The organism is Mesorhizobium sp., assembly GCF_005063415.1.
GTDB lineage: Bacteria > Pseudomonadota > Alphaproteobacteria > Rhizobiales > Rhizobiaceae > Mesorhizobium.
The window spans coordinates 71,352-84,578 of record NZ_SUEG01000008.1 but is presented as its reverse complement, the minus strand read 5'-3'; the positions used below and the strand labels follow the sequence as shown (position 1 = coordinate 84,578).

The window sequence follows — 13,227 nt, the reverse complement described above, 5'->3', positions numbered from 1 at the left end:
CGGGGCGCCGTCATTGCAGCCGGTAGCCGCGCTGATGGGCAATCGCCGTCATCACGCCTCTCAGTTCGGCAAGGCCGCGAAGACGGCCGATCACTGGGTAGCCGGGATGGGTGTGCCGCGCAGCGTCATCGATCAGCTCGTGGCCATGGTCCGGGCGAAACGGCAGCAGCGCCGCCGGTTCGCCGGCGTCTCGGCGGCGTTGCTGCTCGTCGAGCAAGACCGAGACCACCGACACCATGTCGACATCGCCGTTCAGATGCTCGGATTCCATGAACGAGCCGTCCGGGTCCTTGCTGACGTTGCGCAGATGCACGAAGTTGATCTTTTGCGCAAAGCGCCTGGCGATGGCGGGCACGTCATTGGCCGGGTTGGCGCCCAGCGACCCCGTGCACAAGGTGAGGCCGCTATTGGCCGATGGCACCGCGTCCAGGATAAAGGCGATGTCGTCGGCGTTCTTGACGATCCGGCACAGGCCGACGAGATCGCGCGGCGGATCGTCCGGATGGATCGCCAGCGTGACGCCTGCCTCTTCGGCGGCCGGCAGCACGTTTTGCAAGAAGCGGACGAGATTCTCGCGCAGCCGGTCGTGCGACAGGCTCGACTGCTCGGCCACCACTTCGCGCAATTCCGCTATGTCGTAGCGCTTGAAAGCGCCCGGCAGGCCGGCCATGATGTTGGCAAGCAGACGCTCTTTTGACGTATCCGGCGTCGTCTCGAACCATTCGCTCGCCCGCTGGAGAACATCGGACTTATAGTCGCGCTCCGATCCCTTGCGCCGCAGCATGTAGCAATCGAACGCGGCAAGCTCGTGCATGTTCATGCGGAGCGCCCGTCCGCCGCCCGGCAGCGGCGCAGCCAGGTCGGTCCGGGTCCAGTCGAGGATCAGCATGAAGTTGTAGCAGACCGTGCGCACACCGCAGGCGCCGAGATTGCGTATGGTCTGCCTGAAATTATCGTAGAGCCGGTCGAGATCGCCGCGGCCGAGCTTGATGTCCTCGTGCACGGGGACGCTCTCGACGACGCTCCATTTGAGGCCCATCGCCGGATCCGCCTCGATAAGCGCCTGGCGCTGCCTGATGGCGTCGATCGGCCAGACTTCGCCGTAAGGAATGTCGTGCAATGCCGTCACGATGCCGGTTGCGCCGGCCTGCCTCGCGTGGGCAAGCGTTGCCGCATCGCTCGGACCAAACCATCGCCACGTCTGCTCCATTCGACCTCCAACTGCGGAATTCCACGATCAGACCAGAGGTGTATTGAATACTACCATGGCAGTCAAATTGCTGCAGTCCTGTGCCTGGGTCGGCGTTCGGGTGGCCGCCCTTTGAAAGAATACAACGATACGTGGCGATCAGATTGGACGGCTACGCAAGGTCCGCGTTTCGGCTGGCCCAAATCGCGCCGCGTTCGAACATCGTGCGCATTTGCGGTACGGCGAACTCGTCGGCGGTGTGCCCGAGGGCGCTGTAGAAGACGCGGCCCTTGCCGTAGCGGCGCTTCCAGACGACCGGCATGACGACGCCGGCGATGAAATCGAGATGCTCGCCGGTGAAAGTAGTCGTCGCCAGCACCTCGTTGGTCGGATCGACATGCATGTAATACTGCTCTGAACGGTAGGCGAAGCCGTCGATGCCCTGCATAACCGGATCGTCTGGCCTGGTGATGTCGACGTGATAGTCGATGATGTTGCCGGGATGGGCGACCCACTGCCCGCCGGTCATGAACTGGTATTCCGGCTCGTTGCGGAAGCTGTCGCACATGGTGCCGTGAAAGCCCGCAAGGCCGGTGCCGGCCCCGACGGCGCTGGTCAGGTTTTGCAGCTCCGGCTTTTCGATCGTCGACATGGTGATCACCGGGACAATGAGATCGAGCTTGCCCAGCTGCGGATCGGCAAGCGCCGAAGTCCCCTGCTCCAGCTGCACGTCGAAGCCGTTGCCGGCTAGCATCTCTTTGACGATTTCGGCGCTTCGGGCCGGGGTGTGACCTTCCCAGCCGCCCCAGAAAATCAGTGCCGTCTTGCTCATCGCATTATTCCCTATTCCAGAATTCCGAAAGGCAGGTCGGCGCGCATCGGCGCCGGCCGGGCGCAGCCATATCTGAGGTCGATACGCTGCCCTATCTCTGCCGAAGAGATGATCGATTCCATGATTTCCAGGACATGGAGGGAAAGATCGAGGCTGGCACGGTGCTGCCTGCCCGAGACGATCGCCTGCGCCATGTCGGCGAGGCCGAGGCCCCGATAATTGCCGTCGCCATAGGAATGGATCTGATCGGCCACCGTCCAGTCGCCCTTGCGCTGGCTGGTCCTGATGTCGCCTTGGAACTGATTGGGATCGGAGACGATCATCGAGCCGGTGGTTCCGTAAAGTTCGATGTGATTGTGTTCATGCTTCCAGACGTCGAAGCTGGTGGTGATCGAAACCGCCGCACCGTTCTCGAATGTGAGCAGGCCGGAAATATGGGTCGGCACCTCGACCCGGATGGTTTCGCCCTGGCGCGGTCCAGAACCGATGGTGCGGGTGGCGTAGGATGACTTCGCCTGCCCGGTCACGGATTTTACCGGACCCAGGAGATTGACCAGGCAGGTCAGATAGTACGGTCCCATGTCGAGCATTGGCCCACCGCCGGGCTGATAGTAGAAATCCGGATTGGGATGCCAGAGCTCGTGGCCGGGCACCTGCATGAAGGCAGAGCCGGCGACAATGGTCCCAACCGTATCCTCATCGACCAGCCGCCGCGCCGTCTGGTGGGAGCCGCCAAGAAAAGTGTCGGGTGCGCAGCCAATACGCACGCCCTGTTCGCGCGCGGCCGCGACCAGCCGCTCGGCGTCGCTGAGCGTCGTTGCCAGCGGCTTCTCCGAATAGACGTGCTTGCCTTGCCCGACAGCTTGCAAGCCGACCGGGACATGATGCTGCGGCGTCGTCAGGTTGAGCACGATCTCGACGCGCGGATCGGCCAACAGCGCTTCGACCGGCATGGCAGCCAGGCCGTAGGCCGCTGCCTTGGCCTCGGCCGCCGTCCGATTGATGTCGGCGACCCCGACAATGTCGAGCACCGGAAATTGTGGCGACGCCTTCAGATAGGCATCCGAAATGTTGCCGCAGCCGATAATGCCGACACCGATCCTCCGCATGGGCTTCTCCTCAAAAGGCGGCATTGATGAAACAGCAGAACTCGTTTGTCACCCCCCCTTTCGGCCAGACGACGTTGTCCCGTGACAAGGATATACCTCGAGAGCCTCAGAACCGCCGCTCGATCACAATCGCGCGCCCATGCGCGAGCCGCTTGCTTTTGAGGTCGAACGCCCGGTACTCAGCAACACTGCTTCATGTAGCTTGCTCGACATTCTTGATGCCAGCTTTGAGCCCTGCATAGATTTTCACCGGTAGAAGGACGCACATGATCCGCCCGCAAGGAACCATCGCACCGATCCTGACGCCGTTCGAAAACGACGGCCGCATTGCCCGCGACCTCTGGATATCACACGCCAGGTGGGTGCTGGATCAGGGAGCGCATTTCCTGTCGCCGTTCGGTACCACGGGCGAGGCGTTGTCCGTCTCGTTGCGCGAGCGCATGCAAGCGCTGGAGTGGCTGGTCGAGGCCGGCATTTCGCCAGGCCGTCTGATGCCCGGCACCGGTGTCACAGCACTCGCCGAAACCGTCGAACTGACGGCGCATGCGGTCGGTCTCGGCTGTGCCGGGGTGATGGTGCTGCCGTCGTTCTTCTATACGGCCGCCGGCGGCAACGGCCAGGCCCGCTACTATGGCGAGCTGATCGAACGGGTGGCGAACCCGGCGATGAGGATGATCCTCTACCATATCCCGCAGAATTCCGGCGTACCGGTGAGCCCGGCGCTGACCGCCCGATTGAGCGAAGTGTTTCCCGACGTCGTGGTGGCTTACAAGGACAGCGCCGGCGATTGGAACAACACCGCGGCGGTCATTGCGGCGGCACCAAGCGTCGCGGTGTTCCCGAGCTCGGAAGCACAGCTCACGAAAGGCCTCGCCCACGGTGCTGCCGGCTGCATCTCGGCGACAGTCAATCTGAATGCCGCAGCGATCCGGGCCCTCTACGACGCAGCGCTGGCGGGAGAGGACACTACCGACGCGGACGCCGCCATCAAGGCATTCCGCAAAATCATCCAGGACGCCGGCCTCATCGCCGCGATGAAGGCAGTGCTGGCGGTACGGTCCAGCGACAGACGCTGGCTGAACCTGCGCGCGCCGCATGAGAACGCGACGCAAGCCACCGGCGAAGCTTTGCTCGCCCTTCTCGGCCCGCTAGCCGACCATATCGGCCGGAGCTGACTATCGGGCCGTGTTCAGGGCGGCAGCAGCGCGTATCAGCGCCTTGAACGCATTCTCATCTATGTCTTCGCCCTCACGGATATCGATGGCGCGCCTGGTGTTGCCTTCGAGGCTGGAGTTGAATAGGCCTGAAGGGTCCGGCAGGGAGGCGCCCTTTGCGAAGGTCACTTTCACGACGTTCTTGTAGGTCTCGCCGGTGCAGATTATTCCGGCGTGCGACCACACCGGAACGCCTCGCCACTTCCACTCCTCGACCACTTCCGGGTCAGCCTGCTTGACGAGAGCGCGGACATGGGAAAGCGTCTTGCCTCGCCAATCGCCCAGCTCACTGATCCTCGCATCGATCAGCTGAGAGGGAGAGCTCTCTGCATTTCCTTCCATAGAGCCACTCTTCATCATCATTGTCGCTTTCCCTGCGGTTGTTGCCGCTCGCCCGTCAGATGAATACCGCTAGTCGGCACCGGGTTTGCGGAATGACTGGCATTCCACTCACATTCGCTCGCCAGGCAACTGGCTGGCTTGCTTTACCCAGTCGGTGAGTTGAGCTTCGTCGAGCTGGTCGTCCTCGCGGATGTCGAGGTAGCGCACGTCCTTGTGCTTGGACTCACCGAGTGGGACGGGACGCAGCGACGCGCCGCGGAAGAAAGCCAGCTTGATGTACTTTGTGAAGCAATGGAAGTTGAGGAACCAGCCTTGGCCCTCTACGCCATAGAAGGGCGAGTTCCATTTGACGGCCTTGCGCAGGTTGGGAACGTTGCGCTCGATGAGTGCGTCGAGGCGGCGCCCGACATCGCGTTTCCAGCCCGGCATGGCCGCGATGTAGGCCTGCACAGGAGCGTCACCATGACCCTTCGCAATCTGCGGGTTGCCGCCTGCGAGGAGGACCGGCTTGGCGGCTGCAGGCTTCGCGGCTGTAGGCTTGGCGGCGGGCTTCTTCACGACCGCCGCTGACTTGATGGACGTCTTGTTGGCCATGCATTCACTCCAGTGCGCCGGTGCCCCCCGCGCTGCGCCACTTGGGCGCGTAAGGCAGCACGAACATGTACAGACCGGTAAGCAGGAGCAAGCCGAGTGGAAGCAGCGGCAAGAGGTATACCCAGTAGGCGGGTTCCTTGCCTGCTCCCAGGCTGATGAAGATGGCGGCGACGACCGCCGCAAAGATAATCGACAGCCAGCGGTGGATCTGCCGAACCCATTTGTTCCAATCCATTGAGACCTCCTCTGAAGACGAACCGAGCGGATCGGGCGGCCCGTTTGGCGACTCCCGCCGGGCAGCCACGCCACTGACGCACGCTTTACCAGCGCGCCAGTTGGGTGATTTGAACGAGATTGCCGCAGTTGTCGTTCAGCTGGGCGATGGTCGAGCCGGTTACTTCGGTCGGCGGCATGGTGAACTCGGCGCCGCGCGCTTTGATGCGCTCGTAATCGCCTTTGACGTTATCGGTGAAGAACATGACCGCGGGCTGGCCCTGCTGGAAAATGGCTTGCTGGTAGGCCTTGGCCGCCGGGTTGTCATTGAGCGCGAGTTGCAGCTCGGTCCCATCCGGCTCGTCGGCTGATGCGACGGTCAGCCAGCGATACGGTCCATTGCTGAAATCGGCCTTCTTGGTAAAGCCGAGCGTTTCGGTGTAGAAGCCCAGAGCCTTTTCCTGATCATCCACGTATACTTTGGTCAACTTGATCTTCATTGGCTTGCCTCCATTATCGCCCCGTCATGTGCCGCTCTGCAGTAACAGAGCCCTTGCTTGAATAGCGCCGGCGGATCTCAGTCCGTTCGCGCTAGAACCTGCTCCAGATCGTCAAAGAACCTCGGCCAGCCGACTTTGGCACCCCGGAAGTAAGGCTGCTGATCCGGCCGGAAGCCCGACTGTTCCATGCGCAAGCGGGCTCCGGTGCTCGTGGGGGTGAGGGTCCAAGAGACGACACTCTTGAGATCCTTGGTATCCCACGTGTAAGTCAGCGTTCTGTTCGGCTCGAGCGTCTGGACCTGACATTCGACAGAGCCCCAGGCTGCGTGAAGATTGAAACGGTGGTCCGCGACAGGTTTGAAGTCGTTTTTCATGAGCCACTCTTCGATCAGATGTGGTTGGGTGAGTGCGCGCCAGATCTTCTCGGGCGGATAAGCGATTTCCCGGTCGACAATGACGGAGAGCGTTTCGGTCGCCATTTCGTTCACTGGTCCATCCTTTTGAGCAGCTCTTCGAGGTCGTCGAACCGGCTCTGCCAGAACCCAGTCATCTGGCTTGTCCAGTCGAGCAGGGGGGCAAGCGCAGCAAGCTGCGCGCTATAATGGGTCTGTCGTCCTGCATGGCGGTCGCGCACGAGCCCGGCTTGCCTCAAAACGCCGAGATGTTTTGACACGGCCGGTTGCGAGATCCCGGCCTGAGCCGTCAGAGCCCCGACCGTCTGCTCTCCTTCACGACACAGTCGCTCAAAAATAGCGCGCCGAGTCGGATCGGCAAGCGTTCTGAAGAGCACATCGTGAGCGTTTGGCATTGGGATCGATAACCCTTCGGCTATTGATCGATGTATAACCACCGGGATATGTGTGAGTCAAGCGGGAAGCGGCATAATTCTCGTTGCAGGGATGCACAGCTGCTTCGCTCACGCAGCCAGTTGGTTATTCGCCGTACTCTGCCCTGGAATTGTCACGCGTGATGCGCTACATGACCATCTACATAGTCAGGAGCTGAGATGGACGCGGTCAATTTGGCGGACGCCAAGGCACATCTGAGTGAGCTCGTCGACAGGGTCGAGGCTGGAGACTCGATCGACATCACCCGGCGTGGCAAGCCGGTCGCCAGGCTCACGGCCGTGGCCCGCCCTCGCAAACGGATCGACGCCGACCTGCTCCAATCCCTGACCGCAACCATGCCTCTGCAGGCTCAGGCTGCCGCCGATCTGGTGCGATCGATGCGAGATGGCGATCGCTATTGACGTCCTATCTCGATACTTCGCTGATCGTCGCGGCGCTATCCAACGAAGCCATGACCGCGCGCGTTCAGGGCTGGCTGGCGGAGCAGGACCCAGCGCAACTTGTGATCAGCGACTGGACCATCACCGAGATGTCCTCCGCCATGGCGATCAAGCTTCGGACCGGACAGATCGACCTGGAGCAGCGCGCAGCAGCGCACGCGATGTTCAATAAGCTGGTCGCTGAGAGCTTCACCGTGCTGCCGGTGACGGGCGGGCATTTTCGGGTCGCCGCGAAATTCGCCGATCAGCATATGCTCGGGCTTCGTGCTGGCGACGCCCTGCACCTCGCGGCGGCATCGGAGCATGGCGCCACGCTGTGGACCGTCGACCAACGGGTCGCCGAGGCAGGACCGATTCTCGGCGTACCGACGCAGTTGCTGGCATGATCAAGGCCTCTCCCCCAAAATGAACATACCCCAAGCTGCGAAAACCGATTGGCTGCGATCCTTGACCTTGACCCCTTCTGGATATACATTTTTTCCATCGTATATCCAGCAGAGGCAGTGACATGCAGGTTGCCAAATGGGGAAATAGTCTTGCGGTCCGCCTTCCCGCCGCTGTGGTCGAAGCGCTTGAACTCAGGGAAGGTGATGAGATCGAAATCCATGTCGCTGACGCCCGCCAGCTTGGCGTCGCGCGGAAGCCCGGGCGCGAGGAGTTGCTGAAGCGTCTCCGCGCCTTCCGCGGTCGGCTTCCCGCTGACTTCAAATTCGATCGGGACGAGGCGAATGCCCGTTAGTTTTTTCGATACCAATGTCCTTCTTTATATCGCGTCAGGCGATACGGCGAAGGCGGATCGGGCCGAGGCGGTTATCGCTGCTGGCGGGGCGATCAGCGTGCAGGTTCTCAACGAACTCACCAATGTCGCGCGTCGGAAGATGCAAATGTCATGGGACGACACGCATGCGCTGCTGACCATGCTGCGTGGCCTGTTGACGGTTCATCCGCTCACGCTCGAGACCCACGAAACAGGATTGAGGCTCGCCGAGCGGTACGGCCTTTCCACCTATGACGCGATGATCGCCTCCGCAGCGATTCACGCTGGCTGCGACACACTTTGGTCAGAGGACATGCAGCACGCAATGGCGCTCGAGGAAGGCTTGCGCATCGTTAATCCCTTTCGCGTTGCGAGTTGATCGCGCTCATTGAAGGGAGCTGGCCGGGAGCGAACTGGCGGCTTTCGATGTTGCCGAGCGGCGCTTCAGGCACAGAGAGCGATGCTGTCAACCACAAGCGTCTGCGCGGGCGAGGAGAAAGGCCGCCTCGCGCACGTTGCGGGTGAGCTTGGCCGCAGCCTCGAATTCGGCGCGGGCCTCGGCCAGCCGGCCGGCCCGAAACAGAAAATCGCCCCTCGCGGCTGGCAATGGCGCATAATTGCGCAGGGCGGCGGCGTCGGCAATCTCGTCCACCAGCCGCAGGCCCGCTTCGGGCCCGAAAGCCATGCTGTGGGCGACCGCTCGATTGAGATCGACCACCGGCGATGGCATCACTGCTCGCAGCCGGTCGTAGAGCGCTGCGATGCGGGGCCAATCGGTATCGGCCGGACTGCGCGCCCGCGCATGGCAGGCTGCAAGCGCGGCTTGTAACGCATAGGGGCCATCGCCCCCGAGAGCTTCGGCGCGGGCCAGCGCGTCAAGGCCTCGGCGGATCAGCAGTTGGTCCCAGCGTGCGCGGTTTTGCTCGGTCAGGGTCAAGAGGGCGCCGTCCGGCCCGATGCGTGCGGGCAGGCGCGACGCCTGGATTTCCATCAGAGCCAGCAGCCCGAACACCTCGGCATCCTCGGGCATCAGCCCCGCCAGCATGCGGCCCAGCCGTTGTGCCTCCAGGCACAGGCCCGGCCGGACAAGGTCGTCGCCGGCCGTGGCAGCATAGCCTTCATTGAAGATGAGATAGATGACCTCCAGCACCGAGGACAGACGCGCCGCACGCTCGGCGCCGCGCGGCACCTCGAAGCTGAGCCCGGCCTTTCCGATCGTCTTCTTCGCGCGGACGATGCGCTGGGCGATCGTCACCTCGCTCGACAGGAAAGCACGGGCGATCTCGTCCGTCGTCAGGCCGCCGATGACGCGCAACGTGAGCGCCGCGCGGGCGTCGGCCGAAAGTATGGGGTGACAGGCTGTGAAGATGAGGCCCAGCAACTCGTCGCCAAGATCATCGTTCATGGCCATTTCGCTTCCCTCGGCCGTACCATCGCACTCGCCGTCCAGCTCCCGCGCGATCTCCTCATGCTTGCGCTCGCGCATCTTGTCGCGACGGATCGCGTCAATGGCGCGGCGTTTGGCGACCGTCATCAGCCAAGCGCCGGGATTGGCCGGAACGCCGGTCCTGGACCATTCGGATAGGGCTATGACGAGGGCGTCCTGCCCCAGTTCCTCTGCAAGATCGACATTACGCACGAGGCGGGCCAGGCCCGCGATGAGCCGGGCCCGTTCAATGCGAAAAATCGCCTCGATCGCCTGCTGCGTCTCGCCTGCAGTCATGCTGCCTTGTCGGCCAAAGCCATAATGGAGGCAGGCAGGTTGCGGCCGACAGGTTCAGTTGCCGCTGAGCTTCTCGCGCGTCCGGTCATGGATTTCCGTGACCTCCGGCGTCAGATTCCCATTGCCAATCAGCCAACTCGTACAGCGGCCGGATTTCAATCTCGCTCGGTCCCGGCATGGGATTGGGGCAGCGCTTCACCCAGGCGACCGCCTCGTCCATGTCCTTGACTTCCCAGAGCCAAAAGCCGGCGACCAGTTCGCGGGTCTCGGCGAAAGGCCCGTCGATGACCGTCCGGCGGGGACCATCGAACGCAACGCGCTTGCCCTGCGAGGAGGGCTTGAGGCCGTCGGCGTCGAGCAAGATGCCGGCATTGCGCAGCTCGTCGTTAAATCTGCCCATCGCCTCCATCGCTTCCTTCGCCTCGGGCGTGGGGAGAAAGCCCTTTTCGCTGTCCTCGGTAGCCTTCACGAGCACCATCACACGAATCGTCGGTCTCCTTGTTGACCGGCCTCACCGGCCGGCATCGAAACGACGAACGGAGTTTAGGAAATCGACATTGTCCTGCAAATTTTTTTCGAGGTTGAGGAGCAGGACGCCAATGGCGGCTCCCCTGGTTGGGAATTTGCGATGGCGCGATATCGAGATTGGGCGCAACGTTGGTCGCGATTGTAAGTAATTGAGTGGTCCGCCTAAACCATTTCGGGACGTTTTGAAGCCTCGCGGATCGCCTTGTGCACGCTGCGCTGCAAATCCATGAAGGCCGGGGTTTCCATGACCTCTTCCCGGCGCGGGCGCTCGATGTCGACATTGAAGGTCTGCATGATGCGTCCCGGGCCGATCCCCATCACGATGATGCGGTCCGACAAGTAGACGGCTTCTTCCACATCATGAGTGACGAAGAGCACGGTGAGCCTGTGCTCCTCCCAGATCTGCGTCAGGAGTTCCTGCATCTGATGCCTGGTCAAGGCATCGAGCGCGCCAAAGGGCTCGTCCATCAGAAGCATTTTGGGTCGATAGGAAAGAGCACGCGCTATGGCCACACGTTGCTTCATGCCGCCCGAAAGCTCAGACGGATAGCGATTGGCGCTGTGCGGGAGCTTGACCAGATCGAGATGCTCGCGCGCTATCCTGCGACATGTCGCGCGATCATGACCCGCGGCCTTGAGGGCGAACTCGATGTTCTGCTGCGCCGTCAGCCAGGGAAGCAGGGTGTAGGACTGGAAAACGACGCCGCGGTCGAGGCCCGGCTGCAGGATCGGCGCGCCATCGATGGCAAGATCTCCCGCGTCGAAATCCTGCAGTCCGGCAACGATCGACAGCAGCGTGCTCTTGCCGCAACCCGACGTGCCCACCAGCGAGACGAACTCGTTGTCGGCAAGATCGAGATTGATATCGCGCAGCACTTCCGTGCGCCGCGCGCCCGTGCCGAAGCTCTTGTGGAGACCTTTGATCCGCAGTTTGGGCAAACTCATCGGCGCGGCCTCATTGCACGTGGCCTTCCTGTCGGAACAGCACTTTTCCCAGTGCCTTCATGACCTGGTCGGTGATGAGACCAAGCACGCCCAGCAGCAGGATGTAGCCGATGATGGTGTTTGTCTGGAAATAGCGCTGGGACACGGTGATGCGGTAGCCGAGGCCTGATGTCGCCGCGACAAGTTCCGCCAATACCAGCCAGGTCCAGGCCCAGCCGAGACTGATGCGCAACGTATCCCAGATGCCTGGCAAGGCGCTGGGAACCACGATGCGCGTCAGGATCTTGCGATCCGGCAGCCCGAGCGTCCTGCCAAGGCCAATGAAATCAGCGGGAACCCGCTTCACATTGTCCATGATCATCAGGACCTGCTGGAAGAAGGTGCCTATGAAGATGATCAGGAACTTCTGGGCATCGCCTGTCCCCGACCACAGGATGGAGAGGGGCACGAAAGCGACCACCGGCATGTAACGGATGAAATCCACAAGCGGCTCGATCGCCGCTTCCCAGGTCCTGAAGCTGCCGATCAGCACGCCAATCGGAATCGCCAATGCCGAGGCGATGAGGAAGCCAATGGAAATACGGTATATCGAGGTCCTGAGATCCAGCCACAGCGTGCCGTCACCCGAGAGCTTGCCGAGTTGGGTCACCACGCTTCCCGGCGAGGGCAGGAAAATTGGCTTTACCAGTCCCAGCCCCGTTGCCGCCCACCAGGCGAGGCCGAGGCCGGCAAAGACGGCCACTGCTATCATCAGGAAGCGCGAGCGTGCGATGGGCGCGCCGATCCCGGAGGATCGGCGACGGCGCATCGGTTGTTTGGTTACCGGCCTCGGTGCTGCGTGAGACGGGCTCGTTTTGGTGGCACGCTGCTCGGACATTTGCGTCACCACCGCGAGCCGGCCCTCGTCATTTCGCGGCCTTGACGAATGACGGGTCGATCATCTGCTCCGGCGTCACGTCCGCCTGAAGCAGCCCGGCGTTCTTGGCGGCCGCTTCGACATCGGCGAATATCTTGGTGGAGAATTCGCCCATCAGCGCATCCTTGTTTTCGGCGAGACTATAGTAACGCACGCCATCAAAGGCGGTGTTGAGGTCTTCGACGCTCGAACCGACAGCCTTGGAGATGATCGCCCGGCCGTCGGGCGTGTCGGCGTTGTAGGCCTTCAGGGCCGCATCCCAGGTCTTGATCATGGCAAGCACCTGGCCAGGACGCGACGTGATCACCTCATCGCGCACCACGAACACGTCGCTGATCAGGCCGGGATCTTCGCCTGCGGTGAAGAGTAGCTTGACGTCCTTGTTCTGCGCCCTGGCGGCGGTGAGATAGGGCTCATATGTCACCGCGACCGGGACCTGGCCGGCGATCAACGCACTGCCGGCATCCGCCGCCGGCATTGGAACCGGCTGGACATCGGCGATCGACATGCCGTTCTTGGCGAGCGCGTATTTGAGCAGGATGTCGCTCGTCGTGCCTTCCTCGAAAGCGACCTGTTTGCCCTTGAGGTCGGCGACGGAGGCGATGTCCTTGCCGGCGATCATGGCGTCCGCCGTCATGCTGACGTCGAGCAGAAGCACGATCTTCACCGGCAGGCCGGCCGCAACCATGCCCATAGCCGTGTGGGTCGCGATGTTGGCGGCATCGAGCTGGCCGCTGGCCAGGGCGGCGTTGATGTCCTTGTCCTCGGCGAAATTCACGATCTGCACGTCGGACAGCCCGTTTGCCTTGAACAGGCCCTTGGCTTCGGCGACGTGCCACTGGCCGTAGCCAAGCCATGGCTCGATGCCGATCTTGAATGTTCCCGCCTCGGGCGTCGCCGGAATTGTCGTGTCGGCCGCGTAGGCCGCCGGGGCAAACCCGACGGCAGCAGCCATAACGAGTGCCCGAAATTGTCCTGTTAGGTTACGCATCATCTTGTTCCCCTTGATGATCAGGCCGCTTTTTTGAACCAAACATCCGGCCTGGTGAGAATGCGGGCTTCTGCTCTTGCGGCACC

The 13,227-nt window shown here is 62.2% G+C and carries 19 protein-coding genes; 5 read left to right on the top strand and 14 right to left on the bottom strand.

All coding sequences use genetic code 11. The annotated features are described in order from the left end of the window. Positions 1-10 precede the first annotated feature (10 nt). The 3 genes from uxuA to E5W70_RS04515 all read right to left on the bottom strand — a co-directional run bounded on the left by uxuA (position 11) and on the right by E5W70_RS04515 (position 3,130). A complete protein-coding gene (gene uxuA / locus E5W70_RS04525; protein WP_292654444.1) occupies positions 11-1,210 on the bottom strand; it encodes a mannonate dehydratase in 1,200 nt (399 codons plus the stop codon). A 151-nt stretch (positions 1,211-1,361) separates the two neighbouring features. Beyond that, a complete protein-coding gene (locus tag E5W70_RS04520) occupies positions 1,362-2,021 on the bottom strand; it encodes a ThuA domain-containing protein (protein WP_292654442.1) in 660 nt (219 codons plus the stop codon). A gap of 11 nt (positions 2,022-2,032) precedes the next feature. Beyond that, a complete protein-coding gene (locus E5W70_RS04515; protein WP_292654439.1) occupies positions 2,033-3,130 on the bottom strand; it encodes a Gfo/Idh/MocA family oxidoreductase in 1,098 nt (365 codons plus the stop codon). 266 nt (positions 3,131-3,396) lie between these two features. On the opposite strand from E5W70_RS04515, the gene E5W70_RS04510 reads away from it, so the two are divergent. Then, positions 3,397-4,305, top strand: a complete 909-nt coding sequence (locus E5W70_RS04510; protein WP_292654436.1) for a dihydrodipicolinate synthase family protein — start codon at positions 3,397-3,399, stop codon at positions 4,303-4,305. Here the strand turns inward: E5W70_RS04510 and E5W70_RS04505 are convergent, their stop codons facing one another. The 6 genes from E5W70_RS04505 to E5W70_RS04480 form a co-directional block, all read right to left on the bottom strand. Then, positions 4,306-4,704, bottom strand: a complete 399-nt coding sequence (locus E5W70_RS04505; protein WP_292654454.1) for a DUF1801 domain-containing protein — start codon at positions 4,702-4,704, stop codon at positions 4,306-4,308. A gap of 90 nt (positions 4,705-4,794) precedes the next feature. Further along, positions 4,795-5,280 carry a DUF1801 domain-containing protein gene (locus tag E5W70_RS04500; protein ID WP_292654433.1) on the bottom strand — a complete coding sequence of 162 codons (486 nt, stop codon included), beginning with the start codon at positions 5,278-5,280 and terminating at the stop codon, positions 4,795-4,797. A gap of 4 nt (positions 5,281-5,284) precedes the next feature. Further along, a complete protein-coding gene (locus tag E5W70_RS04495) occupies positions 5,285-5,515 on the bottom strand; it encodes a hypothetical protein (RefSeq protein ID WP_292654431.1) in 231 nt (76 codons plus the stop codon). A gap of 85 nt (positions 5,516-5,600) precedes the next feature. Next, positions 5,601-5,993, bottom strand: a complete 393-nt coding sequence (locus E5W70_RS04490; RefSeq protein ID WP_292654427.1) for a VOC family protein — start codon at positions 5,991-5,993, stop codon at positions 5,601-5,603. A gap of 77 nt (positions 5,994-6,070) precedes the next feature. After that, positions 6,071-6,481 carry an SRPBCC domain-containing protein gene (locus E5W70_RS04485; protein WP_292654424.1) on the bottom strand — a complete coding sequence of 137 codons (411 nt, stop codon included), beginning with the start codon at positions 6,479-6,481 and terminating at the stop codon, positions 6,071-6,073. Further along, the gene (locus E5W70_RS04480) at positions 6,478-6,801 is read right to left on the bottom strand and encodes a metalloregulator ArsR/SmtB family transcription factor (RefSeq protein ID WP_292654422.1); all 324 of its coding nucleotides are present in this window, start codon (positions 6,799-6,801) and stop codon (positions 6,478-6,480) included. The genes E5W70_RS04485 and E5W70_RS04480 overlap by 4 nt, the downstream gene beginning before the upstream one ends. Positions 6,802-6,999: 198 nt before the next feature. On the opposite strand from E5W70_RS04480, the gene E5W70_RS04475 reads away from it, so the two are divergent. The 4 genes from E5W70_RS04475 to E5W70_RS04460 all read left to right on the top strand — a co-directional run bounded on the left by E5W70_RS04475 (position 7,000) and on the right by E5W70_RS04460 (position 8,417). Further along, entirely contained in the window at positions 7,000-7,242 is a 243-nt protein-coding gene (locus tag E5W70_RS04475) for a type II toxin-antitoxin system prevent-host-death family antitoxin (RefSeq protein ID WP_292654419.1), read from the top strand. Beyond that, on the top strand, positions 7,239-7,667 hold the full coding sequence (locus E5W70_RS04470) for a type II toxin-antitoxin system VapC family toxin (protein WP_292654417.1): 429 nt from the start codon (positions 7,239-7,241) through the stop codon (positions 7,665-7,667). Before E5W70_RS04475 ends, E5W70_RS04470 begins: the two co-directional genes overlap by 4 nt. A gap of 122 nt (positions 7,668-7,789) precedes the next feature. Further along, positions 7,790-8,020, top strand: coding sequence for an AbrB/MazE/SpoVT family DNA-binding domain-containing protein (locus tag E5W70_RS04465; RefSeq protein ID WP_023676182.1), 231 nt, complete (start codon positions 7,790-7,792; stop codon positions 8,018-8,020). Beyond that, positions 8,010-8,417, top strand: coding sequence for a PIN domain-containing protein (locus E5W70_RS04460; RefSeq protein ID WP_292654409.1), 408 nt, complete (start codon positions 8,010-8,012; stop codon positions 8,415-8,417). Before E5W70_RS04465 ends, E5W70_RS04460 begins: the two co-directional genes overlap by 11 nt. A gap of 87 nt (positions 8,418-8,504) precedes the next feature. Here E5W70_RS04460 and E5W70_RS04455 read toward each other — a convergent pair whose 3' ends face one another. The 5 genes from E5W70_RS04455 to E5W70_RS04435 form a co-directional block, all read right to left on the bottom strand. Beyond that, positions 8,505-9,761 (bottom strand): RNA polymerase sigma factor, encoded by a 1,257-nt coding sequence (locus tag E5W70_RS04455; protein ID WP_292654405.1) that lies wholly within the window; start codon positions 9,759-9,761, stop codon positions 8,505-8,507. An 85-nt stretch (positions 9,762-9,846) separates the two neighbouring features. Further along, on the bottom strand, positions 9,847-10,239 hold the full coding sequence (locus E5W70_RS04450; RefSeq protein ID WP_292654402.1) for a YciI family protein: 393 nt from the start codon (positions 10,237-10,239) through the stop codon (positions 9,847-9,849). A 212-nt stretch (positions 10,240-10,451) separates the two neighbouring features. Continuing rightward, on the bottom strand, positions 10,452-11,234 hold the full coding sequence (locus E5W70_RS04445) for an ABC transporter ATP-binding protein (RefSeq protein ID WP_292654399.1): 783 nt from the start codon (positions 11,232-11,234) through the stop codon (positions 10,452-10,454). A 10-nt stretch (positions 11,235-11,244) separates the two neighbouring features. Continuing rightward, positions 11,245-12,042 carry an ABC transporter permease gene (locus E5W70_RS04440; RefSeq protein WP_292654396.1) on the bottom strand — a complete coding sequence of 266 codons (798 nt, stop codon included), beginning with the start codon at positions 12,040-12,042 and terminating at the stop codon, positions 11,245-11,247. Positions 12,043-12,139: 97 nt separating this feature from the next. Next, complete coding sequence (locus E5W70_RS04435) at positions 12,140-13,105, bottom strand: ABC transporter substrate-binding protein (RefSeq protein ID WP_292654393.1); 966 nt, start codon at positions 13,103-13,105, stop codon at positions 12,140-12,142. Between the last annotated feature and the right edge of the window lie 122 nt (positions 13,106-13,227).